Origin of the sequence: Herbaspirillum lusitanum, from assembly GCF_026127345.1 — a bacterium.
Lineage (GTDB): Bacteria > Pseudomonadota > Gammaproteobacteria > Burkholderiales > Burkholderiaceae_D > Herbaspirillum > Herbaspirillum lusitanum.
The window spans coordinates 117966-143908 of sequence record NZ_QXFG01000005.1 but is presented as its reverse complement, the minus strand read 5'-3'; the positions used below and the strand labels follow the sequence as shown (position 1 = coordinate 143908).

At 63.1% G+C, this 25943-nt stretch carries 18 protein-coding genes; 12 read left to right on the top strand and 6 right to left on the bottom strand.

What is annotated here, in order from left to right:
- Nucleotides 1-51: 51 nt before the first annotated feature.
- Genes DXT88_RS04805 through DXT88_RS04795 form a run of 3 tightly spaced genes read left to right on the top strand, consistent with a single transcriptional unit; the run spans nucleotide 52 to nucleotide 8421 of the window.
- Nucleotides 52-3120 carry a ShlB/FhaC/HecB family hemolysin secretion/activation protein gene (locus DXT88_RS04805; protein WP_265211831.1) on the top strand — a complete coding sequence of 1023 codons (3069 nt, stop codon included), beginning with the start codon at nucleotides 52-54 and terminating at the stop codon, nucleotides 3118-3120.
- Nucleotides 3121-3128: 8 nt separating this feature from the next.
- Nucleotides 3129-6914 (top strand): beta strand repeat-containing protein, encoded by a 3786-nt coding sequence (locus tag DXT88_RS04800; protein WP_265211830.1) that lies wholly within the window; start codon nucleotides 3129-3131, stop codon nucleotides 6912-6914.
- Nucleotides 6904-8421 carry an argininosuccinate lyase gene (locus DXT88_RS04795; RefSeq protein ID WP_265211829.1) on the top strand — a complete coding sequence of 506 codons (1518 nt, stop codon included), beginning with the start codon at nucleotides 6904-6906 and terminating at the stop codon, nucleotides 8419-8421. Before DXT88_RS04800 ends, DXT88_RS04795 begins: the two co-directional genes overlap by 11 nt.
- Before the next feature lie 76 nt (nucleotides 8422-8497).
- On the opposite strand, the gene dctA is transcribed toward DXT88_RS04795, so the two are convergent.
- Nucleotides 8498-9739 carry a C4-dicarboxylate transporter DctA gene (gene dctA / locus DXT88_RS04790; protein WP_265211828.1) on the bottom strand — a complete coding sequence of 414 codons (1242 nt, stop codon included), beginning with the start codon at nucleotides 9737-9739 and terminating at the stop codon, nucleotides 8498-8500.
- 315 nt (nucleotides 9740-10054) lie between these two features.
- On the opposite strand from dctA, the gene DXT88_RS04785 reads away from it, so the two are divergent.
- Nucleotides 10055-10981 (top strand): LysR family transcriptional regulator, encoded by a 927-nt coding sequence (locus DXT88_RS04785; RefSeq protein WP_265211827.1) that lies wholly within the window; start codon nucleotides 10055-10057, stop codon nucleotides 10979-10981.
- Nucleotides 10982-10989: 8 nt separating this feature from the next.
- Here the strand turns inward: DXT88_RS04785 and DXT88_RS04780 are convergent, their stop codons facing one another.
- The 4 genes from DXT88_RS04780 to DXT88_RS04765 all read right to left on the bottom strand — a co-directional run bounded on the left by DXT88_RS04780 (nucleotide 10990) and on the right by DXT88_RS04765 (nucleotide 16777).
- On the bottom strand, nucleotides 10990-12663 hold the full coding sequence (locus tag DXT88_RS04780) for a sensor domain-containing diguanylate cyclase (protein ID WP_016834565.1): 1674 nt from the start codon (nucleotides 12661-12663) through the stop codon (nucleotides 10990-10992).
- A 140-nt stretch (nucleotides 12664-12803) separates the two neighbouring features.
- The gene (locus DXT88_RS04775; RefSeq protein ID WP_265211826.1) at nucleotides 12804-14351 is read right to left on the bottom strand and encodes a class I SAM-dependent methyltransferase; all 1548 of its coding nucleotides are present in this window, start codon (nucleotides 14349-14351) and stop codon (nucleotides 12804-12806) included.
- 428 nt (nucleotides 14352-14779) lie between these two features.
- Nucleotides 14780-16078: an ATP-binding protein gene (locus tag DXT88_RS04770; protein WP_265211825.1), complete on the bottom strand. Its 1299-nt coding sequence runs from the start codon at nucleotides 16076-16078 to the stop codon at nucleotides 14780-14782.
- Nucleotides 16079-16777 (bottom strand): response regulator, encoded by a 699-nt coding sequence (locus tag DXT88_RS04765; RefSeq protein ID WP_265211824.1) that lies wholly within the window; start codon nucleotides 16775-16777, stop codon nucleotides 16079-16081.
- 178 nt (nucleotides 16778-16955) lie between these two features.
- On the opposite strand from DXT88_RS04765, the gene DXT88_RS04760 reads away from it, so the two are divergent.
- The 8 genes from DXT88_RS04760 (at nucleotide 16956) to DXT88_RS04725 (ending at nucleotide 23724) form a co-directional block, all read left to right on the top strand.
- Nucleotides 16956-17774, top strand: coding sequence for a MipA/OmpV family protein (locus DXT88_RS04760; protein ID WP_265211823.1), 819 nt, complete (start codon nucleotides 16956-16958; stop codon nucleotides 17772-17774).
- A gap of 96 nt (nucleotides 17775-17870) precedes the next feature.
- Nucleotides 17871-18248, top strand: a complete 378-nt coding sequence (locus DXT88_RS04755) for a nucleotide pyrophosphohydrolase (RefSeq protein ID WP_265211822.1) — start codon at nucleotides 17871-17873, stop codon at nucleotides 18246-18248.
- A 66-nt stretch (nucleotides 18249-18314) separates the two neighbouring features.
- Nucleotides 18315-19346, top strand: coding sequence for a tetratricopeptide repeat protein (locus tag DXT88_RS04750; RefSeq protein ID WP_265211821.1), 1032 nt, complete (start codon nucleotides 18315-18317; stop codon nucleotides 19344-19346).
- Nucleotides 19347-19410: 64 nt separating this feature from the next.
- On the top strand, nucleotides 19411-20064 hold the full coding sequence (locus tag DXT88_RS04745; protein WP_265211820.1) for a GntR family transcriptional regulator: 654 nt from the start codon (nucleotides 19411-19413) through the stop codon (nucleotides 20062-20064).
- Between the two features lie 243 nt (nucleotides 20065-20307).
- Complete coding sequence (locus tag DXT88_RS04740) at nucleotides 20308-21399, top strand: BMP family ABC transporter substrate-binding protein (protein WP_265211819.1); 1092 nt, start codon at nucleotides 20308-20310, stop codon at nucleotides 21397-21399.
- Entirely contained in the window at nucleotides 21396-22025 is a 630-nt protein-coding gene (locus DXT88_RS04735; RefSeq protein ID WP_016834576.1) for a flavin reductase family protein, read from the top strand. The genes DXT88_RS04740 and DXT88_RS04735 overlap by 4 nt, the downstream gene beginning before the upstream one ends.
- Nucleotides 22026-22047: 22 nt before the next feature.
- A complete protein-coding gene (locus DXT88_RS04730; RefSeq protein WP_265211818.1) occupies nucleotides 22048-22518 on the top strand; it encodes a nucleoside deaminase in 471 nt (156 codons plus the stop codon).
- A 216-nt stretch (nucleotides 22519-22734) separates the two neighbouring features.
- The gene (locus tag DXT88_RS04725) at nucleotides 22735-23724 is read left to right on the top strand and encodes a sensor domain-containing diguanylate cyclase (protein WP_265211817.1); all 990 of its coding nucleotides are present in this window, start codon (nucleotides 22735-22737) and stop codon (nucleotides 23722-23724) included.
- 258 nt (nucleotides 23725-23982) lie between these two features.
- Here the strand turns inward: DXT88_RS04725 and ilvD are convergent, their stop codons facing one another.
- Nucleotides 23983-25845 (bottom strand): dihydroxy-acid dehydratase, encoded by a 1863-nt coding sequence (gene ilvD, locus DXT88_RS04720; protein WP_016834579.1) that lies wholly within the window; start codon nucleotides 25843-25845, stop codon nucleotides 23983-23985.
- Nucleotides 25846-25943: the final 98 nt, after the last annotated feature.

Genomic DNA, 25943 nt, shown 5'->3' with positions numbered 1-25943 from the left:
TAAAGCCGGTTCGACAAACCGCCGCAAAGATAAAAATCAGGAGACAGGGAAATGAACAAACCACGTTTTGCCGCGCAACGCCGGCAAATGCTGGCGCTACAGGTCATGACCATGCTGGCCGCAGCGCCGCTGGCCGCTCATGCACAGACGCCGCCACCGAGCTCCGGCAGCATCTTCGACGCCAATCGCCAACAACTCACGCCGAACGACCGCGAGCGCCTGCAAACGCAGGAACAACCGCGCCGCCGCGTGCAGATCGAGAAGGAAACCCAGGACGCCGACGATGCCTCTACTCCTGCTCCTGCGCCGACACCGGAACAGCAGCCCGCCGTCAACGTCAAGGTGAGCGGCTTCACGCTCAGCGGCAACGCCGCCATCGACGATGCCCGCCTGCAAACCGAACTGCAGGAATTCATCGGCCAGGAGCTGGATTTCAACGGCCTGCGCCGCGCCGCCTCCAAGGTCACCAACCTGTACCGCGAACGCGGCTACATCGTTGCGCGCGCCTATCTGCCGGCGCAGGAAATCCGCGACGGCAAGATCGCCATCGCGGTGCGCGAAGGCGTCATCGGCCAGGTCAGCGCCGACACCGACAACAACGTGCGCCTGAACAAGGCGGTGCTGCAGCGCTACCTCGACGAACTCCAGCCCGGCACGGTCATCCGCGAGAGCGAACTGGAAGGCACCCTGCTACGCCTGGCCGACCTGGCCGGCGTCTCGGTGCGAGCAGTGCTGCGCCCATCGACGCAAGCCGGTGCGACCGACATCGTGATCCGCGTCAGCGAAATGACTGCAATTACGTCGCGCGTCTCCATCGACAACTACGGCAACTATTACACCGGCGCCAATCGCCTGTCCGCCAACATCAACCTGAACGATGCGCTGGGCCTCGGCGAGAGCTTCGGCATCAATACCCAGAACTCGTTCGAAGGCCTGCGCATCGCCGGCCTCAGCTTCGCCATGCCGATCGGCGCCAGCGGCGTATCGGTCGGCGCCAGCGTCGCCGAACTGCAATACAACGTCGGCAAGAATCTCAAGGATGCGCAAGCCAGCGGTTCGGCCAAGGTGTCCAGCTTCTTCATCAACGACGCGCTGTACCGCAGCCGCAAGGCCAACGTCAACCTGTCGCTGGCGGCGGAATTCCGCCACTTCCAGGACATCACTTCAGCCACGGTGGTCGGCAAGTCGGCGCGCTTCTGGAGCGCCACGCTGTACGGCGACTGGCGCGACAACCTGCTCGGCGCGCAAGGCAACAACATGTGGAGCCTGCGCTACGGGCGCGGCCAGCTCGACAAGGAAACCGCCAACGACGCTGCGCTCGACGCCATCACGTCCAAGGCCGCCGGCAACTACAGCAAGAGCAATGTCTCGTTCAGCCGCCTGCAGCAACTGGGCGGCGGTTATTCGCTGCTGGCGGCGGTCAACGCGCAGTTCGCCAACAAGAACCTCGACGCTTCCGAAAAAATGAGCCTGGGCGGCCCCAACGGCGTGCGCGCCTATCCGGTCGGCGAAGCCGCCGGCGACGAAGGCATAGTGGGCCGCATCGAGCTGCGCAAGCTGATCGGGGTGTACGGCAACTCCGTCGTCGAAGCGGCGCTGTTCGCCGATGCCGGCCGCGTCACCGTCAACAAGAATCCCTGGGACTCCAGCGAAAACCATCAGTCGCGCTCGGGCTACGGCGTCGGCGTCAACGTCTACAACAAGGACCTGGTCTTCAACGCCGCTGCAGCGTACTCGCCCGGCGTCAATCCGACCACCGAGCAACGCAATGCACGCCGCCTGTGGATCTCGGTCTCGGGTTCGCCGCAGGCCTTCTCGGCGTTCGGTTCCGACACCACCGGCAAGGGCGAGGATTTCGAAGAACCGGAAACCGCTTTCGTTATCTACGGCTCGCTCGGCCTGGTGCCGGAATACGTAAACCGCGATGGCGCCACACCGGCGGCCGCCGCGGACCAGAGCAAACTGGCCACGCCCAACGGCCGCAACATGCCGGGCTTCTGGCGCGTGCGCGACAACGTCTCCTACATCGGTGCGCACAGCGGCATCCAGCTGTACGACCAATGGAAGTTCCTGTGGCAGCTCGAAATGGGCCTGTCGCTGAACTACACCAACCGCAGCGCCGAAGCCGTACCCGACTGGACCCACTCGCAGGACCTGCGCAACACCGGCGTGGCGTTCAATCATCCGTCGGCAGGTACGCTGATGTACGGCCGCTGGGATACGCCGATGAAGGAGAGCACCACCTCCTTCGATCCGTTCCAGGGCCTGACCAGCGCGGCGCACTACAACATCATCGGCTCGCCCGGCTTCGTCACCAGCATCACCAAGAACTCGGGCCCCGCCGGCGACGCCATCAATTCCAACAACGACGACGCCGCCTTCAACCGTCGCCAGGACGGCCTGATCGGTTACTGGTCGCCGAAGCTATACGGCTTCCAGCTCAAGCTGGCGTACTCCAACAACAGCATGAAGGCAGCCTCGGACGTCGCCACCGGCTACCTCTACGGCGGCAGCCTGGCGTATGAAAACGGCGGCTTCTCCGCCGTGGTCGCAGCGGAACAGCACGTCAATTACTTCGGCATCGCCAGTCTCGGCCGCGACGCCCGCGGCGTCGGCAGCAGCACGCATGTGACCGCCGGCACCTCGTCGAGCGACTTCAGCTTCCGCTACGGCGTCGCCTACGATTTCGGCAAGACCAAGATCTCGCTGATCGCCGACGATCTGTCGTATTCGGAATCCGGCGTGGTCAACACCAGCACGACCTCGACCGACATGTCCAACTATCGCCGCCGCGCGTATATGGTCGGCATCTCGCATCAGATCGGCGCGCTCGAATTGCGCGCCAGCACGGCCAAGGCGCTGGCCGGCGACTGCAGCATGATTTCAGGAAACAATGTCAAATGCTCCACCGACGGCATGGGGGCGACATCGCAGGCGGTCGGCTTCTCGTACAAGTACAGCAAGCAAACGCGCTTCTTCGGCCAGTACGTGATCCTGCGCAATGAAGCGCTGGCGAACTACAACTACGCCGTCTCCGGCGTGCTCGGCGCCACCGGCCTGTCGGCTGGCGTGGGCACCACGATCCGCGCCCTCGGCGTGGGCTTCAACTACACGTTCTGAGGTGTGCGATGACACAAGCTTCCCGAAACAATCGCAATAAAAAGATCCACCCGGCGCTGAAGCCGGCGTGCGTCGCCGTGCTCACCGCCTGGTGCGGCCTGACGGTGTTGCCGGCGCACGCGCTCGACGCCGGCGCGCTGCCGACCAACGGCCAGATCACCGCCGGCAGCGGCAGCATCGGCCAGAGCGGCACCACCATGACGGTCACGCAAACCAGCGACCGCATGGCCGCGACCTGGAACACCTTCAATATCGGCGCCAATGCAACCGTGAATTTCGTCCAGCCGACTTCGTCGTCGGTAGCGCTGAATCGCGTCACCAGCGGTGACGCCTCGCAGATCCTCGGCCAGCTCAACGCCAACGGCCAGGTCTACCTGATCAACCCATCCGGCATCCTGTTCGGCGCCGGTTCCTCGGTCAACGTCGGCGGCCTGGTGGCGTCGACGCTGAACATTTCCGACGCCAACTTCATGGCCGGCAAGAACGCCTTCGATCTGGAAGGCGCAACCGGTTCGGTCATCAACCAGGGCAACATCACTGCCGCCGACGGCGGCTACGTCGCCTTGCTTGGCGCGCAGGTGCGCAACGAAGGCAACATCATCGCGCGGCTCGGCCGCGTGGTGCTCGCGGCCGGTGAAAAGATGACACTCGACTTCAACGGCGACGGCCTCATCAACGTCGAAGTCAACAACGCCACCCTCAACGCCAACGTGCTCAACAGCGGTTTGCTGCAAGCCGACGGCGGCGCCGTGATCATGACCGCGCGCGCCACCGATGCGATGTTGTCCAACGTGGTCAACAACAGCGGTGTGATCGAAGCCCGCAGCCTGCGGAACCGCAACGGCAGCATCCTGCTCGACGGCGGTACGGGTGACAACAGCGGCGTAGTCGCCAACAGCGGCACGCTGAATGTATCCGGCCTCGGCAGCGGCGAAACCGGCGGCAGTGCCAAAGTCCTCGGCCAGTACGTCGGCCTGTTCGACGGCACTCGCATCGACGCGTCCGGCGACGCCGGCGGCGGCACCGTGCTGGTTGGCGGCAACTACCAGGGCAACGGCACGGAGCATCAGTCCGACGCCGTCTTCATGGGCGGCGACGCCACCATCAAGGCCGACGCCGTCCACAGCGGCAACGGTGGCACGGTGGTGTTGTGGTCGACCGGCAGCACGCGCTTCCATGGCGACATCAGTGCGCAGGCTGGCGGCGCGACGGGGCGCGGCGGCACGGTGGAAACCTCCGGCCACGATCTCCAGGCCAGCGGCCTGGTGCACGTTGGCGCCGTATCCGGACAGGGCGGCGACTGGCTCATCGATCCGTACAACCTCAACATCACCAGCGCCGCCAGCGTCAACATGACGGCGTCCTCCCCCTTCACTTCGAGCGGCGCGGCCAACTCCACCCTGAGCTCGGCGACGCTTAACGCCTCCTTGTCGGAAGGCGCCAACGTGGTTGTCCTCACCGCAGCAGGCAGTCCCACCAATGGCGGCGACATCAACGTGCTCGACGACGTCAAGGCGGTCGGCAATTCGTCGCTGACCTTGCAGGCGCATCGCAGTATCAACATGAGCAATCATGTGATCAGCAACGCCACCGGCAAGTTGCTCAACGTCTCCCTGATCGCCAACTTCGGCAATACCGGCAACGGTTCGATCGCGCTCTCCGGCAGCACCATCTCGACCAACGGCGGCAACCTCACGACCAGCAGCAACACGATCAACGTTTCCGGATCGACCATTGACGCCGGCGGCGGTAACATCAACATGGTCGCCAACCAGGCCAACGTCTCCGTCGCCACCGATGCGTTCGTGGTGACCGGCGGCAGCCGCATTGTCACCAACGGCAGCGGCTCGATCGTGGTCGACGGCACCACGCTGGGCAGCGGCAACGGTACGCGCATCTTCAGCACCAACAACACCATCGCCGCCACCGGCTCCGGCAACCTGACCGTCAGCGGCAACGCCAGTTCGGGCTTCGGCGTGCTGGTCTGCTCGACTGCGGCAACGTCGTCGCAGACGCTCACCGTCGGCAGCGGCAACCTGACAGTCAAGGCCAACAGCGGCGGCTTCGCCGGCGCCAGCCGCGGCGTCTACCTGGCAGCCAGCGGCACCGGTTCGGTCACGCTCAACGCCACCGCTGGCGGCGCCATCAACATCAACGGCAGCAGCACCGGCAGCTATGGCACGGTGCTCAACTCCACCGGCGCCAGTTCGCTGATCAATCTCTCATCCTCTGGGAACATCAACCTGACCGGCAACACCTCGGGCGGCACCACGCCGGCGCTGGCGCTGATTGCATCCGGCAATGGCTCCAGCTCGGCGGCCGGTGCGCAGGTCAATGTCACCAGCACCGCCGGCAACATCACGATGACCGGCAACAACACGGTGATCAACAATTCGAGCGGCTCGTTCAAGGCGCTGTCGATCGATGTCGGCGGCCAATATGCCGCAGTCAACGTCAAGACCACCACCGGCAACATCAGCCTCAACGGCACCAGCGCATCGGGACGCGGCGTCGATATCGCGCCGTCGGCGCTGAACGCCGTCGTCAATATCGGCGCCACCAGCGGCAACGTCGCCATCAACGGCAACAGCACCAATAGCTTCGGCGGTTACGGCATCTTCTTCAATTCAAGCGGCAGCGCCATCGGCGTCAGCGTCACCACGGTCAGCGGCGACATCACGCTGCGCGGAGACTCGGTCGGCACTTCGGACGCCATCGCGCTGGGCGGCAACGGCACCGCCTCAGTCAACAATATCTCGTCGCAGGGCGGCAACATCACGCTCAACGGCAACTTCCATTCACCCAACGTGCCCGAGCTGGATCACGGCATCGCCATCCTCGGCGTGACCAACAAGATCCAGACCACCGGTTCCGGCAATGTCACGCTGATCGGCAATGCCGCCGACCAGGGCGACGGCGTCAGCTTCTACAGCAGCGGCAACGCGCTGGTGAGCGTGGAGAACGGGGCCCTGAACGTGACCGGCTCCAGCGTCTACGGCGACGGCGTGAGCATCCTGACCGGCACCAACTCGCTGCGCGCCACCGGCAGCGGCTCGGTCACCGTGACCGGCATGTCGACCAACGCCGGCGGCATCACCATCTATCCGTCCACCAATGCCAGCAGCACAAGCATCTCCACCAATACCGGCAAGCTGACGCTGGACGGCACCAGCGGCAGTGCGTCGGGCAGCGCCGGCATCACGATCCGCAGTCCGAGTTCGGGCGCCGCGGCCGGAGTAAATATCTCATCGAACAGCGGCGCCATTGCGCTCAACGGCACCGCCAAAGGCGGCGGCGACGGCATCGCCTTCGTCGGCAGCAGCACCAACGGCTTCAATACCCTCAGCACCGGCGGCAGCGCTGGCATGACGCTCAACGTCAGCAGCAACGGCGCCGCCGGGATACGCTTCACCGGCGGCACCAATTCCCTGAAGGTGGTCGACGGCGTCTTGCTGGTCAACGTCAATGCACCCAACGGCTCGCCGATCGTGCAAAGCGGCGACGCCACCACCTTCGCCGCCAGCGGCAGCGGCGTGGTGATCTACAACTTCGGCCGCGGCATCAGCAACCTGCTCACCAACGCCGCCACCGCGCCAGTCACCGCCGCGCTGCAAACCGATCAGGTCGCCAACGCCTGGAACCGGCCGAGCGGCAACAGCAACGTGTTCTCGCCGTTCAACGAAAGCGTGCGCCGTCTGACCATTGATGTCGCCACGGCCGGCCAGGCGAGCGAACCGGCAGGCAATTCTTCCTCATCCAACTCCAGCACTCAAGGTAACGACAATGCTCAATAAACCTTTTTCCCTTCGCATCGCCACACTGGCGCTGGCGGCCATGACGATGGCCAGTGCGGCCCATGCCGCGCCGGCCGGCAAGAAGTCGCCGTACCACGATTACTTCTACTTCCTCGGCGAGATGAACAAGGCGTCAACGGTGATGGTGATCGAGAACAAGATCGTGCCGCCCGAGCTCGGCAAGAAGATCGTCTCGGCGGTGGACCAGGTCATCAAGAACGGCGACCTGCCCAACGCCAAGCGGCCGTCCGATTACCTGCAATATGAACCGCTGATCCTGGCCATCGCCGGCCCCGACGGTTCGCGCATGCACTCCGGCCGCAGCCGCCAGGACATCCTGTCGACCAACCGCCGCCTGATGCAGCGCGAGCGTACGCTGGATCTGATGGAAGCGATGAACAAGTCAAAGGCGGAAGTGCTGGAGCTGGCCGAAAAAAACCTCGACACCATCGTGCCGGCCTACACCAATGGCGTGCAGGCGCAGCCGACCACGTTTGCCCACTACCTGCTGGCGTTCTCCTCGGCGTTCGGTCGCGACAGCGCTCGTCTTCAGGAATCCTATGCGCGCCTGAACCTGAGTCCGCTCGGCGCCGGCGCATTGGGCACCTCGAGCTTCCCGGTCGACCGCAAGCGCCTGGCGGAACTGCTCGGCTTCGATGGTCCGATTGAAAACTCCTACGACGCCGCGCAACTCGGCGCGCTCGACCAAGGCATGGAACTGGTCAGCCTGTGCAGCAACGCCGCGTTGACCATCGGTATCCTGATACAGGACTTCCACACCCAATATCACCAGCCCTATCCGTGGATCATGATCCAGGAAGGCCGCCTCACCGGCACCAGCAGCATCATGCCGCAGAAGCGCAATCCCTATGGACTGAACGTGCTGCGCCTGCAGGCCAGCGATATCGTAGGCGGCGCCATGACCTTCCAGCTGGAGGCGCACAACGTTTCACCCGGCATGCCCGACTACAAGCGCGACCAGGTCGAGAAGACCCTGGAGCTGACTTCCAACGCCTTCGTCAAGCTGGCCGATTTGCTCGACAACCTGGTCATCGACAAGGCCCGTGCATTGCAGGAAGTCGATGCCGATTATTCGACCACCACCGAGCTGGCCGACATCCTGCAACGCGACTCCGATGTGCCGTTCCGCGTAGGCCACCATTTCGCCTCCGACCTGGTGACCTACGGCCGCACCAACAAGATGAAACCGGCCGACATTCCGTTCGACGTGGTGCAGCAGATTTATACCGAAGCGGTCAAGAAATTCGACTTCGAGCGCAACCAATTCCCGCTGACGCAGGAACAGTACAAGAAGTCGCTGACGGCGCAGAACATGCTGGACTCAAGCAAGGGCCTGGGCGGTCCGCAACGCGCCGAAGTCGAGCGCATGCTCGGTGTGGAAAAGAACAAGCTGGCCAAGGATCAGGCATGGCTGGCGCAGCAGCGCCAGAAGCTGGCGGCGGCATCTGCCAAGCTGGATCAGACGTTCTACAAGCTGGGCAAATAAGTCGGCACGACGAATCGGAAGATTCTCAGAGCAGAAACAGGAGCAGGTTCCCAGTCCCGGCCAGTCCGGGACTTTCTCACGCGCGCAAGGCTCGCGTCATGCGTTCACGATCGAGCGCCTTGTCCCACGCACAAACCACCACGCAGGCCAGGCAATTGCCGATCACGTTGCTCAGCGAGCGGCATTTCATCAGCCGCTCCACACCGAGCAGCAGCACGATGCCGCCCACCGGCACGATTTGCAACGTGCTCAGCGTCGCCGCCAACGCGATGAAGCCGGAGCCCGTCACGCTGGTGGCGCCCTTGGACGTCAGCATGCAAATCGCCAGCAGCGACAGTTGCTGCCACAGGCTCACCTCGATGCCGCCGGCCTGCGCCAGGAACAGCGCCGCCATGGTGAGATAGATGTTGGTGCCGTTGAGATTGAAGGTATAGCCTGTCGGCAGCACCAGCCGCACCACCGCACGCGAACAGCCGAGCCGTTCCATCTTTTCTGTCAGTCCCGGCAACGCCGCCATGGACGAGGTGGTGAAAAACACCAGCAGCAGTTCTTCCTTGATGAAGATGATCAGGCGGAAGATGTTGACGCCAGCCACGCGTGCGATCAGTCCCATCACCACGCAGATGAAGGCGATGCTGGCGAGATAGATCGCCCCGACGAAATGCAGCAGCGGCAGCACCGACGCCACGCCGTAGCGTCCGATGGTGTAGGCCATGGCGCCGAACGCGGCCAGCGGCGCAACCTTGAGAATGATGTTGATCATCCCGAACAGGATGCGCAGATTGGCTTCGATGAAATTGAGCAGGCTGCGGCCGCGCTCGCCCATGCGCGACAGCGCGACGCCGAACAACACCGCCAGCAGCAGAATCTGCAGGCTGCTGTTGCGCGTGAATGCTTCGAAGAAGCTGTTGGGAATGATGTTGAGCAGGAAGTCCGCCACGCCCGAGGTCGACAGCCTTGCCGCATAGTGCGCGCCGTCGGCGACATGCGACAGATCGAGATGGGAGCCGGCACCCGGTTGCAGCAGGTCGGCGGCGAGCATGCCGAAGCCGAGCGAGACGAAGGTCATGATTTCAAAATAGACGATGGCCTTGCCGCCGACCTTGGCGGCATGCCTCTTGTCCTGCATGCCGGCGATGCCCGACACCACCAGCGCGAACATGACCACACCGATCAGCATGCCGATCAGGCGCACGAAGCCGTCGCTGAGCGGCTTCATCTGCACCGCCAGTTGCGGATCGGCGTGGCCCAGCGCAATGCCGATGGCGATGGCGACGACCATGTGCAGAAAGGCGTTTTTATAGAGGGGTTGCTTCATGGGCGGCCTGGCTGGTTGGGCGGCAGGCGGTCTCCAGATTGTGATTTATTGATTGGGTGAAATTTTATACGTTTGGAGGGAGGTGCGGGGAATGGAGGGGATTAGGGTTATCCGCTATTGTGGTTCTTGTTTTGTTCCGACTTGCCGTTTATCGGTAGCTTGGGTGGTTCTTTCTTCGATCACCCTTCGCCGGGGATAGCCCGGCTTGGCAGACCGAAGAAAAATAGTCATCAACAATGCACGGGCCGACTGCATACACACCAGATGTAAAATGTATCCACATCCCGACTTCCAAACCAAAAAGAGATAACAACAATGGAACTCCGCCACCTCCGCTACTTCCTCGTCGTCGCCGAAGAACAGCACTTCACCCGCGCCGCGGAACGGCTGGAGATGCAGCAACCCCCGTTGAGCCACCAGATCAGGATGCTGGAGAAGGAACTCGGCTTCGACCTGTTCCGGCGACACCCGAAAGGCGCAGAGCTGACCGCCGGCGGCGCCGCGTTCCTGCAGGAAGCCAAAGCCATCCTGCGCAGCGTCGAACTGGCCTCGGCCAAGGCCGCACGCGCCGCGCAAGGCTTCGAAGGCACCATCGTCATCGGCTTCACCAGCTCGGCCGCCGCGCATCCGCTGATCCCCGGCATCATCCGCGCGTATCGCGACGCCTACCCCGGCGTGCACCTCGACCTGCGCGAAGGCAATGCGGCGGAACTCACCGAAGAGATCGAACAAGGCAAGGTCAACCTCGGCTTCCTGCGTGCACCGGTCAGCCAGCCACGCGGCATCGGCTTCCTGCAATTGCTGGATGAAGAAATGCTGCTGATCCTGCCAATGGGACATGCGCTGCTGGAGAAGCAGCAGAAAGGCGACATGCCGACCGTGTCGCTGCGCGCACTGGCCGACGAACAATTCATCCTGGTGCGACGGCACGGTGCGCCGGGCATGTATTCACGCCTGATCGAGGCGTGCGAGAACGCTGGATTCACTCCGTACATCGCCTCCGAAGTCGAACGCATGCTGACCAACATCAGCCTGGTCGCAGCCGGCGGCGGCATCTCGGTGGTCCCGGCGTCGATGAAGGATTTCCATCGCGACAGCGTGGTGTATTGCCGTATCCGCGATGCAAAACCGGCGCTGGTGGCGCCGATCACCCTGGTGAGTCGCACCGCCAGCATCTCGCCGGCGGAAAAGAATTTCCTCGACCTGGCGAAGAAGATCACACGCCAGTACAAGAAAAACTGAAAGAAGCCTTACGCGGATGTCGACAGTTCGCTGCTGCTGCAGATGCGATCACGGCCCTGCGCCTTGGCCAGGTACAGCGCCTTGTCGGCCGCGCGCATGAGCTTGTCGGCGGCGTCGATGTCGCGGATCGGCACGAACGCGCTGACGCCGGCGCTGATGGTGACGATGCCTGCGTCATTGCCTTCATGCAGCAGACCGAGCTGGCGCACCGCCAGGCGGATGCGTTCGGCCACCGCCATCGCGCCGGCCTCGTCGGCGCCGGGCAGCAGGATGCCTACTTCCTCACCGCCGTAACGCGCCATCAGGTCGCCCGGACGCGTCTGCTGCGCCTTGATCACACGCCCGACCTTGCGCAAGCACTGATCGCCGGCGAGGTGGCCGTAGATGTCGTTGTATTGCTTGAAGTGGTCGACGTCGATCATCACGAGCGCCAGCGACACGCCGTTGCGCATGGCGCGGCTGAATTCTTCTTGCAGGCTCAGATCGAACTGGCGGCGGTTGGCCAGCCCCGTGAGATCGTCTTCCAGCGCCAGCCGTTCGAGCGCCTTGTTCATGCTTTCCAGGTTGACGCGTGCCTGGTCGAGATCCATCTCGGCGTCCTTGCGTTCGCGCATGAGCGAGTTGAAGGCGCTGCCGAGGTCGCCGATCTCATCGTCGCGATACGACAGCGGCACTTCGTCATAGGTCTTGGAGGTGCGGATTTTCTGGATGTGGCCGTGCAGCCGGAGCAAGGGATCGATCAGGCGCGACATGATCAGCCAGGCCAGCCAGCCGGCCAGCGCCGCCAGCGACAACGACACCAGCAACGCCTTGTTCTGCATGTCGCGGACCGGCACGAAGGCCTCCTCCCGCAGGTAGATTGAGCCGATGATCCAGTCCACCGTTTTCATGCGCTTGAACGAGAACAGCGCCGGCTGGTTGCTGCGGCTGAGGCCTTCCATGCTGCCTTCGAAACCGGCCAGCGCCTGTTCGGTGCCGCCGCTCTTGCCGCCGACGTGGTCGACATGCTGCAGGATGCGCGCCTTGTCGACGTGGTCGACGATGATGCCCTTGGAGGTAATGATGTAGATGAAGCCGGTCCTGCCAATCCTGGTGTTGGTGAACTGGCCGAGGAAGTTGGCTTGTTGCAGGTCGATGCTGGCGACGAACACCATCGCGATGTTGCCGCTGTCGTCGAATACCGGCTCGGTCATCAGCACGATGGCGCGCTTGGATATCTGGCTGCGCAGCGGCTCGGAAATCACACCGTGCTTCAGCTCCAGCGTGCGTCGCATGTATTCGCGGTCGGCCACGTTGAAGCGGCCGATGGCGCTGGTGTCATTGAAGTTGGCGACCAGCTGGCCGTTGGAGTCGAACACCGAGAGGTTGAAGAACATCTCGGTCAAACTGGTGTGGCTGGCGAGATAGACCTGTAGCTGATGTGCGTCATGCCGCCCTTCCGGCGGCAAGCCCTGCGACAACGACCGCAGGGCGACACGACGCGTATTGAAACTTTCATCGAGGGCGGTGGCGATCATCTTGATCGTGGTGTACTGCTGCGCGCCGATCAGGGTCTTGATGTCGCGCTGCATGATGGTCAGCGAGACCGCCACGATCACGGCGGTCGTCACCAGGACGGCGGCAACCACGACCATAATGACCTTGGCTTTGAGCGTCCATTTGACTCGCAACAGATTGTTCAAAATATTTTTTCTTCTCGGAAATGCAGATGGATTCTGTCCAGAAACCGGCTCAATGTTACCCGAGTTTGCAGGCCCCTATCCCCGGAAGACCTTGCAAAAAATTCATGACTTTGCGAGTTTCCAAAAAGAAACAGGTTATCTCAGATCACCTGCAACGCTTGCAGCAAAGGCAGCCGCTCGACGAAGAAACGCTGCGCCTGCAGGCTCAGTTCGTCGATGTTCGCCTGTTCGTCCTCCAGGCGGATGCCGTCGCGCACGATCCTCTTGCCGCCGGCCGAGATGTGCCGCCAGACGAAACCGACGATGGCGTCCGGCGCCTCTTGCCCTTCCAGCACCGCCAGCATGAACAGTTGCTGGATGCGATCGGCCGGCACGCCGCCGCCGGTGACCGGACTGCACAGGTGTTCGATGTCGCCGTCGGCGTTGCCGTGCACGGCCTGCGCGATCAGGTGACGGTTCAACGCGGCGCTGCCGCCGCGGCCGTGCAGGATGTCGGCATCCGCCTGCACCGGCGCCGCGTGGCCGTTGCCGATCAGCATCATCAGCGTGTCGAGCACCTGCTGCAGGCCGAGGTTGCGGCTGCCGACGATGCCGGCGATCTCGCCCAGCGAATGCGGCAGCCCGTCGGCCAGCACGGCGATGACCGGGCCGTAGATATGCTGGTTCAGCGTGATCTCGGAAGACACCGTCTTGAGCGTCATCGGGATCTGCCCGGGTACGGTCAGCAAGGTCACCCGTTGTTGCGCCAGCAGCGCCTGGTGGCTGGCGGCGTCCAGCGCCTGCGCACCGCGCACCCAGTAGTCGCGACGGAATTGCTGGTTCACCATGAAGTCGCGCACGCTCTGGCGCAGGTGACGATCGTCGACGGCGTCGCAGAATTCGCGCTGCGCCGGGGTCAGGTTGGCCATGTCGAGATGGTCGCGAAAATCCGCCGAGCAAGCGAACTCCAGCCCGGCGCCGGACCAGGTCGCCGCCATGTCGGCGAAGGACTCGACGTGCCAGTTGCGGTTGAAATACTCATGCGCGAGGTAATGCCGGCTCTGTTTCCTGAGGATCGCGATGCGCTCCTGCATGAAAGGATTGGCGCGTGCGTAGACCGGTTCGGCGGCGAACATGCGCTCGGCGAAATCGAGCGCCGCATCGATGCGTTCGGCGCTGCCTTTGCCGGCGTTGGACGGCATATCGAAATGGCGCAGCAGCAGGTCGCGCAAGGGCATGAACGCAGCCCAGCCGGGCTGGGTGTTATAGCTGGCGTAGAGTACGCCGCCGCGCTTGAGGCGACGGTCGACGAAGTCGCGGATGAGTGCGCGGTTGTCGGGCGAGACCCAGCTCCAGATGCCGTGCATGGCGATGAAATCGAACTGCGGCAGATCCTCGCGCGTGCAGAATTCGGCGAAGCTGGCCTGCTCCAGTTGCGCGCCGCTGCAGGCCGCCTGCGCCAGCGTCTGCGCATGCGCGGCCTGGGCCGCGTTGAAGTCGTTGCCGTACCAGGTCACCGGCGATGCAGCGGCATGGATGTTGATGCTCAGGCCTTGGCCGAAGCCGAGTTCGCAGGCAGTGCGCACCAGCGGACTGTCGAGGCCGGCGGCGGCGAACGCCAGTTGCAGCCGCGCCGGATTGAGTTGCGGATAGTAGCCGTGGGTATAGCCGATGTCGGTGACATAGCCGTCGGTCCAGTTGCCGTTCATGGGTCTGTTTTCGCTGGTTGGCAGAACCCGCAGTGTCGCAGAATCGGCGGCTTGCGTCTTTCTCTCCGGCGACGCCCTGCCACGGTCTGGTATCCGGCGATTGTCACCGCCCCTGACGGCGCGCTGAACGTGCTGCCGGCGCTGCCAGCGAGATACCGACGGGAAGGTAAAAAGGTCAGACCAATTTTCTTGAAAAGGACGCAGGAATGCCCCGGTTCGCACAAATTTAAACAGTTAGCCCACAGATAGACATACCTGCGCGGCCTTTACCAGCCTAGAATGCCGGGCACCCCAACAACAAAAACCCTCGCCATGCCGAGCAACAAGATTCTGCTTGCCGCCACGATTGCCATGCTGATCTGGCTGGCCGCCTACCTCCGTCCGGAATTCGGCTTCTGATTTGATTTGGATTCTGCGCGGGTCCGTATTCAGGGCGGCAGTTGCCGCAGCGGTAAACGCATGATGAACATCGCTCCGCCCAGTTCGCTGCCGCCGACGCTGATGCTGCCGCCGTGGCGCGCAACGATTTTTTTCACGATCGACAAGCCGAGGCCGTAGCCGCCGGTAGCGCGATCGCGACTCTGGTCGAGCCGGTAAAAAGATTCGAACACGCGCTCGCGCTCAGCCTCCGGAATGCCGGCGCCGTCATCTTCCACCACCAGCGTCCATGCATCCGGCGCCGCCATCTCGGCGCGGATGCGGATGACTGAATTCGCGTGTTGCGCCGCATTGCGCACCAGGTTGGAATAGGCGCGCGCCAGGGTGCGCGCTTCGGTAACCACGGTCGCGAGTTGCGCGTCGACGCTGCAGCGCAGTTCGAGCTTGCCCAACGCCAGCGCTTCGGCAGTGACGCCGCAGGTATCGCGCAGGAATTCCGGCAAGGCCACGGTCTCGGTGAAAACACCTTGGCGGTCGTGCTCCAGCATGCCCAGCGTCAGCAGCTCGGCCACCAGCGCCTCGAGCTCTTCAACATCCTTGCGCAGACCGAGGATGCGATTTTCCGTGGCGGCATCCTGTGCGTGATGCTGCAGGATGTCGAGGCCGAATTCGAGTCGCGACAAGGGCGTGCGCAACTCGTGCGAGACCGCGTTGACCATGTCGCGCTGCGCATGAATCAGCTTGCCGATGCGATCCGCCATGCGGTCGAAGTGGCTGCTCAATTGCCGGATTGACGAGCGTCCCGACAACCCGACGCGGGCGTCGAGCCTGCCGCCGCCGAAACGCGCCGCCGCCAGCCGCAGCTTTTCCAGGTCGCGCCAATGCGGGATCAGCCAGATGCACACCGCCGCCAGGATGGTGCTGAAGACCAGCACGTAGGCTACTACTTCCACCATCGGCAATTCTTCCAGCGACTGCACCCGCACCAGTCCGCCGTCGTCGAGTCTGACGTAGACCACACAGCATTTGCTGCCGGTGAGTTCCCAGCCGACGGGATACTGCGCCAGCTGTTCGCGCACGGACGGCGGCAATTGCTCCAGCGTCTGCACTGGGCGGCTGTAACGTTCAGGAGCTGCCGCGCGCAACTGCGCCAGCAACGCTTCCTGATCTGCCTGGCTGCGGCCGGACAACAGGCGATTGAGCATGAAGCTTTCGCCATTGAAACCGGCGCGCACGGCCTTGGCGAACTGGCCCGCGAACAGATGCGGGAAACCGTAGTTGACGACAAGAATGGAGGCCACCACCAGGGCAGCGATAACCAGATACAAGCGAACCAGATTGCGGAGCACTTACTCCTCCCAGGCGATCGGACTGAACAGGTAACCGCGCCCCCACACCGTCTTGATCTTGCGCGGTTCCTGCGCATCGTCGTTGAAGCGTTTGCGCAGGCGCGAAATGCTGACGTCGACAGTCCGGTCCATGCCGTCGAAGTCGATGCCGCGCCAACGGCGCAGCAGTTCGTCACGGCTGAGCACCTTGCCGGCGGCCTGCACCAGGATCACGAACAGGTTGTAGTCGGAAGTCTTGAGATCAATCTCTTCGCCCTTCCAGCACACCTGGCGCGCGGCGAGATCGATCTGCAGTTCGCCGAATTGCAATTGGCGCACTTCGACCGCTTCGGACTGGCCTTCGTGACGGCGCAGGATGGCGCGCAGATGCGCCAGCAGCAGACGCGGCTGCACCGGCTTGAGCATGTAATCGTCGGCGCCGATTTCAAGGCCGGCGACTTGATCGAAAATGTCGGCGCGCGCGGTCAGCATCATCACCGGCAGCGAAGAATCCTTGCGCAACTGGCGGCAGATATCCATGCCGTCCATGCCCGGCAGCATCAGGTCGAGGATCACCACGTCCGGTTTCTCGCGCGCGACCGCGGCCAGTGCCTGGTCGCCGCGCAGCACCACCGCCACTTCAAAATCGTAGCGGCACAGATATTCCGATATCAATTCGGCAAGACGTACATCGTCTTCGATCAACAGTATTTTCTTCATCCCCGATGGCTTTCCAATGTGCTTCCCGTGCGCATGATAGCTGCGTCGCAAGCACGTGTGCCGGCGCATTACAAACAAACACATGTTGACACACGGCCACACATTTTCCTCACCAAACTCCCACAGACCGCAACGCTGCAGATGCCGACAATGGCGCTCATTCATCACAGGAGAAACCATGACATCTTCACATCGCCGCATCGCCATCGCAGCGAATGCAGCCGCAGCGGCCGCGCTTGCCGCGGCCGTCGCCATTCCGGCATCGGCGCAACAGACTGCTGCTGCCGGCAGCGAAACCAAAATCACGCTGGGCCTGGGCGCCGCCTACATGCCGCGCTACGCCGGCAGCGATGAATACAAGGCTATCGCATTGCCTGTCATCAACGTGGTCACCCCGTGGGGCGGCTTCATCGACGCCGGCGAAGGCATCGGTTATCGCCACGGCTTCGGCGACAAGTTCATCGCCTCGGCGGCGCTCGGCTACGATGCCGGCCGCAAGGATTCCAACCAGAGCCTCAAGCCCGGTTCCGACAAATTGAGGGGCATGGGCGAGGTCAAGGGCGCGACGCTGCTCAACCTCAGCCTCGGCTATCGTCTCACGCAAAACCTGACGCTCAGTGCCGGCGCTTCGCAGCCGCTGAGCAATCGCGACCGTGGCCGCAACTATTACGCCAAGGTCGACGCCACGGTGATGACCATGCCCAGGGACAAACTCGCCGTGGCCGGCAGCGCGCTCTTCGGCAGCAACGATTACAACCAGAGTTATTTCGGCGTCACCGCCAACCAGAGCGCGACCAGCGGCTACAAAAAATATACGCCGGGCTCCGGGCTGTACGCCGTCAAGGCCGCGATCACCTGGACCCATCGTTTCGACGACAACTGGTCGCTGCTGGCCGCTACCGAAGCGACCCGCTACATGACGAAAGCCGGCGACAGCCCGATCGTGAAGGCGCGCACCAACTACGGCACCATGGCTGCCGTCAACTATACGTTCTGAAGATTGTCCGGCGGTAGCAATGATCATTGCGCCGCCGGATGCAATCGGCGCTATAGTCTCTGATCCTTCTTCACTTCAACCGGATCAATCAGCCCGATGCCCTCTCCTTCCCCCTCTCCCACTCCTTCTTCCGACCTCGTCGCCCTGCGCGACATCGTGCGCCAGTTCGCGGAAGAACGCGACTGGCAGCAATTCCACACGCCTAAAAATCTCGCCATGGCCTTGTCGGTCGAAGTGGCCGAACTGGTCGAGCACTTCCAGTGGCTCAAGACCGGCGAACAGGATGAGCTAGACGACGCGCGCCGCACCGGCGTGCGCCATGAGCTGGCCGATTCGCTGGTCTATCTGATCCGCCTGGCCGATCGCCTCGACGTCGACCTCTACGACGCCGTGATCGAGAAGATGCAACTCAACCGCGAGAAATATCCGGCCGACAAGGTCAGGGGCCAATCGCGCAAGTACGACCAGTATTGAAGCGCAACCGGAGCTCGATCTCCGAGCCGGATTAGAATAGACGGTTTCGCCTCTCCGGGAATCACCATGAAGCAGTCCTTCATCCGCGCCGCCTTGCCCTCCTTGTTGTGCGGCTTGCTGTCCATTGCCGCACTGCCGGCGCACGCCGACATCAACAGCGCCGTCAACGCCTACGGCGAACAAAAGTACGAAGCCGCCTACCGCGAGTTTTCGCAACTCGCCGCACAGGGCGACAACCGCGCCAAGTCCTTCCTCGCGCTGATGACCTTGCGCGGCCTCGGCACCGCGCGCGACGTCAAGCAAGGCGCGAAGCTGGCGCGCGAATGCGCCGAAGGCGGCGAGCCGACCTGCGCCGCGATCTATGGCGACCTCAACCTGCCGGGCAAGGGCTTGCCGGTCAACTTCCCCGAAGCGCGCGCGTGGACGCGCAAGGCCATCGCCGGCGGCGACCAGCGCGCCGGCTACGGCTTGTGGCAGGCCTACACGCTCGATCCGGCCAACCAGTTCATGGTCAACGGCAAGGCCGACGACCGCAAGTACAACGCCATCGCCCGCCGCAGCATCGCCGAGCGCGGCGACCAGATCGAAGCCATCGACGGCCTGGCCGGCGCCGCTGCCGCCGGCTACCTGCCGGCGCGACTGATGCTGGCGACCTTGCTGCTGGAGCAAAGCGGCGCCGGCACCACCAAGCAGATCCGCACGTTGCTTGACGGCATTCCCAACTTGTCGCCCGATCACCGGAAATACCTGGCGCTGGCGCAGCAGGTGGACACGCTTGGACCATCGCGTGCCGCGCCCAAGCTGATCGCCGACGCCATCCCCACCGTCATGACGGCGGCAGGACTGGCGGCGGAACGCAGCGGAACGCCGAACTCGACGCTGTGCAAGGATTTCCGCCTGATGTCGATCAAGGACGTCAGCGCAGTCGGCGACGCCGTCTGGCTGCCGCTCAAACAACCGCTGGTGGCCGGCACCTATCCGGTGCAGGGCAGCTGGACTGAAAACTGGCACGTATACTTCTGCGGCGCCGAACGCGTCTTGCGCATGCAGTTTACTGTCGACGGCATGGGCGGCGCGTTTTACGAGGCCAAGTCCTGAAACCGTTACGCAGGTTGAATCAGGCTATGATGGCACCCAATCATTTGCACCTCAGTCCGTCCCCATGAAAGCATCGCGTCCCGCCGAACCGCCTGAAACGCTCGACCAGGGCGTCTACGAAGCCATCTTCAACGGCGTCATGCACGGCCGCCTGAAGCCCGGCACGCGCCTGCAGGAAGCCAGTCTGTGCGAACAGTTCGGCGTCAGCCGTACGGTGGTGCGCCAGGCGCTGCGCCGCTTGTCGGAAGCGCAGATCGTCGAGATCGTTGCCAACAAAGGCGCCGCCGTCGCCACGCCCGGTCCCAGGGAAACCCGCGACGTCTTTGCCGCCCGCCGCGCCATCGAAGGCGCCATCGTGCGCGAAGCGGCACGCCGCATTGAACATGGCGACATCGAACGCCTCAAGCAGCGCCTGCGCGCCGAACACGATGCGCTGCACGAGCAGGACCATCCGCGCTGGGTAGCGCTGGCCGGCGGCTTCCATCTGGCGCTGGCGGAGTTGTCGGGCAATGCGGTGCTGCAACGCATGCTGACCGAACTGATGACGCGCTGCTCGCTGATCGTGGCCCTGTACGAAACGCCCGGCGAAGCCAGTTGCGAACACGACGAACATGCACGCCTGGTCGAGCTGCTGTCGCTGCGCGACGGCAACGCCGCCGCCGACGAAATGGAGCGCCATCTGCTGGCGCTGGAAGCGCGGCTGCAATTGCCGGCCTGATTTCGTCTCTTCTGCCTTTTCACGTTCACGTTCTCCCGCTTCGCCCCATTTGCGCGCCCGCGCTTGGTGCAAACACGTCTTTTGCACCAAATTCAACAAATGTATACAATTTATAATATTAAAATAATCATATATAAATCAAATAGTTAAATACATATAATGGCTGGCATTTAATTTGCATGTATACAATTCAAGGGCAACCCAGCCCCGACCATTGTCCATCCATGCAAGGAGCTTCCCGCCATGAAACGCCGTCAATTTCTGTTCGCCTCGGGCGCAACTGCACTGTCAGCCCTGTCAACCTTGTCCGCACCGACCATTGCCGCCACCAGTACACCGCGCCTCAAGATCGGCTTCATCTATCCCGGTCCGGTGGCCGACATCGGCTGGTCGTTCCAGCACGATCTCGGCCGTCGCATGCTCGAGCGCGAATTCGGCACGCGCATTGAAACCGTGTTCGTCGAGCGCGTGCCGGAAAGCCCCGAAGCCGAACGCGTGATGCGCCAGCTGATCGACGATGGTTGCAAGATGATCTTCGCGACCTCGTTCGGCTTCATGAATCCGGTGATCAAGGTGGCGGCGGAATATCCCGACGTGATCTTCGAGCACTGCTCCGGTTACAAGAGCGCGCGCAATGTCGGCATTTACCAGACGCGCTTCTACGAAGGCGCTTACCTGCTCGGCACCATCGCCGGCCGCATGACCAAGACCAACACGCTCGGCTACGTCGCGCCGATCCCGATCCCGGAAGTGATCCGCAACCTCGACGCCTTCGTGCTGGGGGCGCGCAGCGTCAATCCCAAAGTGACCGCCAAGGTGGTGTGGATCAACTCCTGGTACGACCCCGGACTGGAACGCGACGCCGCGCAGACGCTGGTGGCGCAAGGCGTCGACACGCTGTACCAGAACACCGATTCGCCGGCGCCGGTGCAGGTCGCGCAAAGCCGCAAGCTGTACGCCTTCGGCCAGGACTCGGACATGACGCGCTTCGGCCCCGATGCGCACCTGACCGGCAACGTGCTGAACTGGGGCGTGTACTACGTTCACAAGGTGCGCCAGGTGCTGGAAGGAAAATGGAAATCCGAAGATACAAAATGGGGCATGAAAGAAGGCATCGTGCAACTGGCGCCGCTCAATCCGGCGCTGCCCAAGGATGTCGTCGCGCTGGTGGAACAACGCCGCAAGGCCATCATCGCGGGCACGCTGCAACCGTTCGCCGGTCCGGTCAACAACCAGGCCGGACAGCTGCAAGTCGCGGCCGGCAAGACCGTGCCCGAGTCGGAGCTATGGACCATGAAGTGGTACGTGGAAGGCATACAGGGAAAACAACCATGACGGAAATCGATTTCTCCGCGCTCGGCGTCTACCAGCGCTACAAGCTGATGGCCAGCCTGATCGTGCCGCGGCCGATCGCGCTGATCACCACGCTGGGCGAAGACGGCACCATCAACGCGGCGCCGTTCAGCATGTTCAACATGGTCGGCGAAGATCCGCCGATCGTGATGGTGAGCATCAATCGCCTGCAGGACGGCGGCTTGAAGGATACCGCTGCGAACATCCTCAGGAGCGGAGAATTCGTCGTCCACCTGACCGACGAGGCCATGTGCGAACAGATGCATGCCTGCGGCGATGCGCTGCCGTCGAGCGTGAGCGAACTGGCGCATGCGGGACTGCATGCGGTGCCGTCGCAAAGCGTGGCGCCGCCGCGCATCGCCGAAGCGCCGGTGGCTTTCGAATGCGTGCTGCATGAGAAGCTGGAGACCGCCAGCCGCTACATTTTCATCGGCCGCGTACAATGGCTGGCGGCGCGCGACGGCTTGGTGGACACCGAACTGTGGCGCGTGCGTTTGCAGGACTATCATCCGGTCGGCCGTTTCGGCGCCAGTTTTTACATCAAGACCGGCGAGCGGTTTTCGCTGGAGAAGGCGCAGGCCAGTTCCACTCCCATCGACGAAATGTGAGAAGAATAATGGGACCAATAAAATGACATTCAACGACAGCGACAGCAAGGCCATGCGACTGGCCATCGAAGCATCCGGGGAGGCGCTGGCCAACGGCGACATGCCGTTCGGCGCGACGCTGGTGTCGGCCCGGGGCGAGATCCTGCTGATCTCCGCCAACAACCAGAACAGCGCCGCCGATTGCACCGGCCACGCAGAAATGGTGCTGGTGCGCACCGCGCAAAAACAGCTGGGCCTCGGCGCCCTGCGCGGCAGCACCGTCTACGCCAGCGGCGAACCCTGCGCCATGTGTTGCGGCGCGATGTTCTGGGGCGGCGTGCGGCGCGTGGTGTATGCCGCGTCGACCGCGCAGATCGCCGAAGCGCTCGGCGGTCCGCTGCTGCCGCTGCGCAGCGCCGAGGTGCTGGCCGCGGCCACGCCGGCAATGACCGTGGATGGGCCGCTGATGGGTGATGAAGCGTTCGCGGTGCTGCGGCGCTTCGCGCCTGACTGAATCGCATCAGCGCATCATTTCATGGCGGCAAATAATTTCCTTTTAAAAATATTTCCATAAAAACATGCCGTCGCTACAAGTGTAAATTTCATCCGTCTCGCTTCAGAAAACGGCAAGCCTGTCGTTACCGGGAATACCTTCTGCTCAGAATGTTGCAAAACATGCAGAGCAAAAGACAAGTTTGATTAGCCCGTTGCCATGAATCGAGTACAGCCCATGAAGATGCCTGACATGTCGCCGCATGATTTTTATCAAGTGAACGCATCGCATGCATTCGGCCTGCTCGCTTCGTCCGCGGAACTACGCTTCGAGCGCCTGACGCGCCTGGCCAAGCGGCTGTTCAACGTGCCGGTGGCGTTCGTCAGCCTGGTGGAGGCGCATCGCCGGTGGCCGCTGCAAAAACATGATGACGGCCGGCACGCCTTCGCCGCCGCCGATCTGCTGGTGATGCAGGACACGGTGCTGGACCAGCGCTTCCAGGGCAATCCGCTGCGCATGGGCGAATCGCGCGTGCGCTTTTACGCCGGCTGCCCGATCCGGGTCGGCAATGGCGACCAGCTCGGCACGCTATGCCTGATCGACGACCAGCCGCGCGCGTTCGACGATGACGACCAGGCGCTGCTGCGCGATCTCGCCAAAATGGCCGAGCAGGAATTGTTCGCCATGGAACTGGCGACTGTCGATGAACTTACCCGCATTCCCAACCGGCGCGGCTTCGAAGCCATGTCGGAGCAAGCGCTGAGCCTGTGCAAACGGCTCGACAAGCCGGTCTCGCTGTTCTACTTCGACCTCGACCTGTTCAAGCAGATCAATGATCGTTTCGGCCACGCCGAAGGCGATCGCGCACTGCAGGATTTCAGCGCGATCCTGTCGCGCAACTTCCGCCAGTCCGACATTGTCGGACGGCTCGGCGGCGACGAGTTCGCGGTGCTGCTGCCGAACACCGGCAAGCAGCAGGCCGAAGTCGCGCTGCGCTTCCTGGAAAAGGCCGTGAAGCTGCACAACCGCAGCGCCAAACGCGCTTACAAGCTGTGCTACAGCGTCGGCCACGTCGACAGCGACGCCGCGACCCCGATCGCAGAATTGATGCAGCGCGCCGATGCGCGCATGTACGAAGACAAGAAACAGCATTCCCATCATGGCAGCGGCGCCTTCGCCGCACTGCTCGACATGCTGCTGCCGCTGCAGCGGAAATATCGTCACTAAGCGCATCCTCTCCGTTTTTTCAATGCGGGTCCGCCGGGAACAGCCGGCCGACAGCCGCGCCGCGCCGACGACACGTTCAAATCGGCTGACGCATCGCTGAGACGACTTGAAAATAAACGATGGGGGATGGACTGCACTGCCCGCATCCGCGCCGTGAAATCACGCGGCTGGATGCGGGTCAGCTATTCAACTGCTGTTGACCTACTGCTCAGTTGCCATTCAGTTGCTGCATTCAGTTGCTGCATTCAGTTGCTGGGCTCAGCGCTTGAGTTGCGACAAGTCGCGCACGGCGCCGCGGTCGGCCGAGGTAGTCAGCGCGGCATAGGCTTGCAGCGCCTGCGACACCACGCGTTCGCGGCCCAGCGGCTGCCAAGCATCATGGCCAAGCGCTTCCATCGCAGCACGGCGTTGCGCCAGGACTTCAGCGCTCACGCGCAGGTTGATGGTGCGCGCCGGGATGTCGATGTCGATCATGTCGCCCTCTTCCACCAGGCCGATGGCGCCGCCTTCGGCCGCTTCCGGCGACGCGTGGCCGATCACCAGGCCGGACGAACCGCCCGAGAAACGACCGTCGGTGAACAGTGCGCACGCCTTGCCGAGCCCCTTGGACTTGATGTACGAGGTCGGGTACAGCATCTCTTGCATGCCCGGGCCGCCCTTGGGACCTTCGTAACGGATGATGACGACGTCGCCGGCATGCACGCTGTCGCCGAGGATGCCTTCGACAGCGGCGTCCTGGCTCTCGAACACGCGCGCCTTGCCGGAGAACCTGAGGATGCTTTCGTCCACGCCGGCGGTCTTCACGATGCAACCCTTTTCGGCGATGTTGCCGTACAGGACCGCCAGGCCGCCGTCCTTCGAATACGCGTGCGCCAGATCGCGGATGCAACCGGCGCTGCGGTCGAGGTCGCCGTGCTCGTAACGCTCGGCCTGCGAGAACGCAGTCTGCGACGGCACGCCGCCCGGCGCTGCGCGGAACAGCTTGTGGACGGCGGCGTCGCTGCTGACGCGGATGTCGTATTTTTCGATCGCTTCGCCCATGGTCTTGCTGTGCACGGTCGGCAGCGAAGTGTCGAGCAGGCCGGCGCGCGCCAGCTCGCCCAGGATGCCGAGGATGCCGCCGGCACGATGCACGTCTTCGATGTGGTACTTGTCGGTCATCGGCGCGACCTTGCACAGGCACGGCACCTTGCGCGAAATGCGATCGATGTCGGCCATGGTGAATTCGACCTGCGCTTCATGCGCGGCGGCCAGCAAGTGCAACACGGTATTGGTGGAGCCGCCCATCGAGACGTCCAGCGCCATGGCGTTTTCGAACGCGGCCTTGCTGGCGATGCTGCGCGGCAGGACCGAGTAGTCGTCCTGCTCATAGTGGCGCCTGGCCAGTTCGACGATCAGGCGGCCGGCGCCCAGGAACAGTTCCTTGCGGTCGGCGTGGGTGGCGACGATGGTGCCGTTGCCCGGCAACGCCAGGCCCAGCGCTTCGGCCAGGCAGTTCATCGAGTTGGCGGTGAACATGCCCGAGCACGAACCGCAGGTAGGACAGGCGGAGCGTTCGATTTCGGCGACGTCGGCGTCCGACACGGTGCTGTCGCCGGCCTTGATCATGGCGTCGATCAGATCGAGCTTGATGACCTTGCGATCATTGTTGACGACCTTGACCACCTTGCCGGCTTCCATCGGACCGCCGGAGACGAACACGACCGGGATGTTCAAGCGCATGGCCGCCATCAGCATGCCGGGGGTGATCTTGTCGCAGTTGGAGATGCACACCATGGCGTCGGCGCAGTGCGCGTTGACCATGTATTCCACCGAATCGGCGATCAGGTCGCGCGACGGCAGCGAGTAGAGCATGCCGCCGTGGCCCATGGCGATGCCGTCATCGACGGCAATGGTGTTGAATTCCTTGGCGACGCCGCCGGATGCTTCGATCTCGCGCGCCACCAGTTGGCCCAGGTCCTTCAGATGCACGTGGCCCGGCACGAACTGGGTAAACGAGTTGACCACCGCGACGATCGGCTTGTCGAAGTCGCCGTCTTTCATGCCGGTGGCGCGCCACAATGCGCGGGCGCCGGCCATGTTGCGGCCTTGGGTGGTGGTGCGGGAACGATAGACGGGCATGGTGGGTGTCTCCTCAGAATGCAGGGTGGAATGAAAATGGAAATTGCCTATGAATCAAGAGCGCAAGAATGCCGTGCCATCGGCAAGTTGTCCAATAT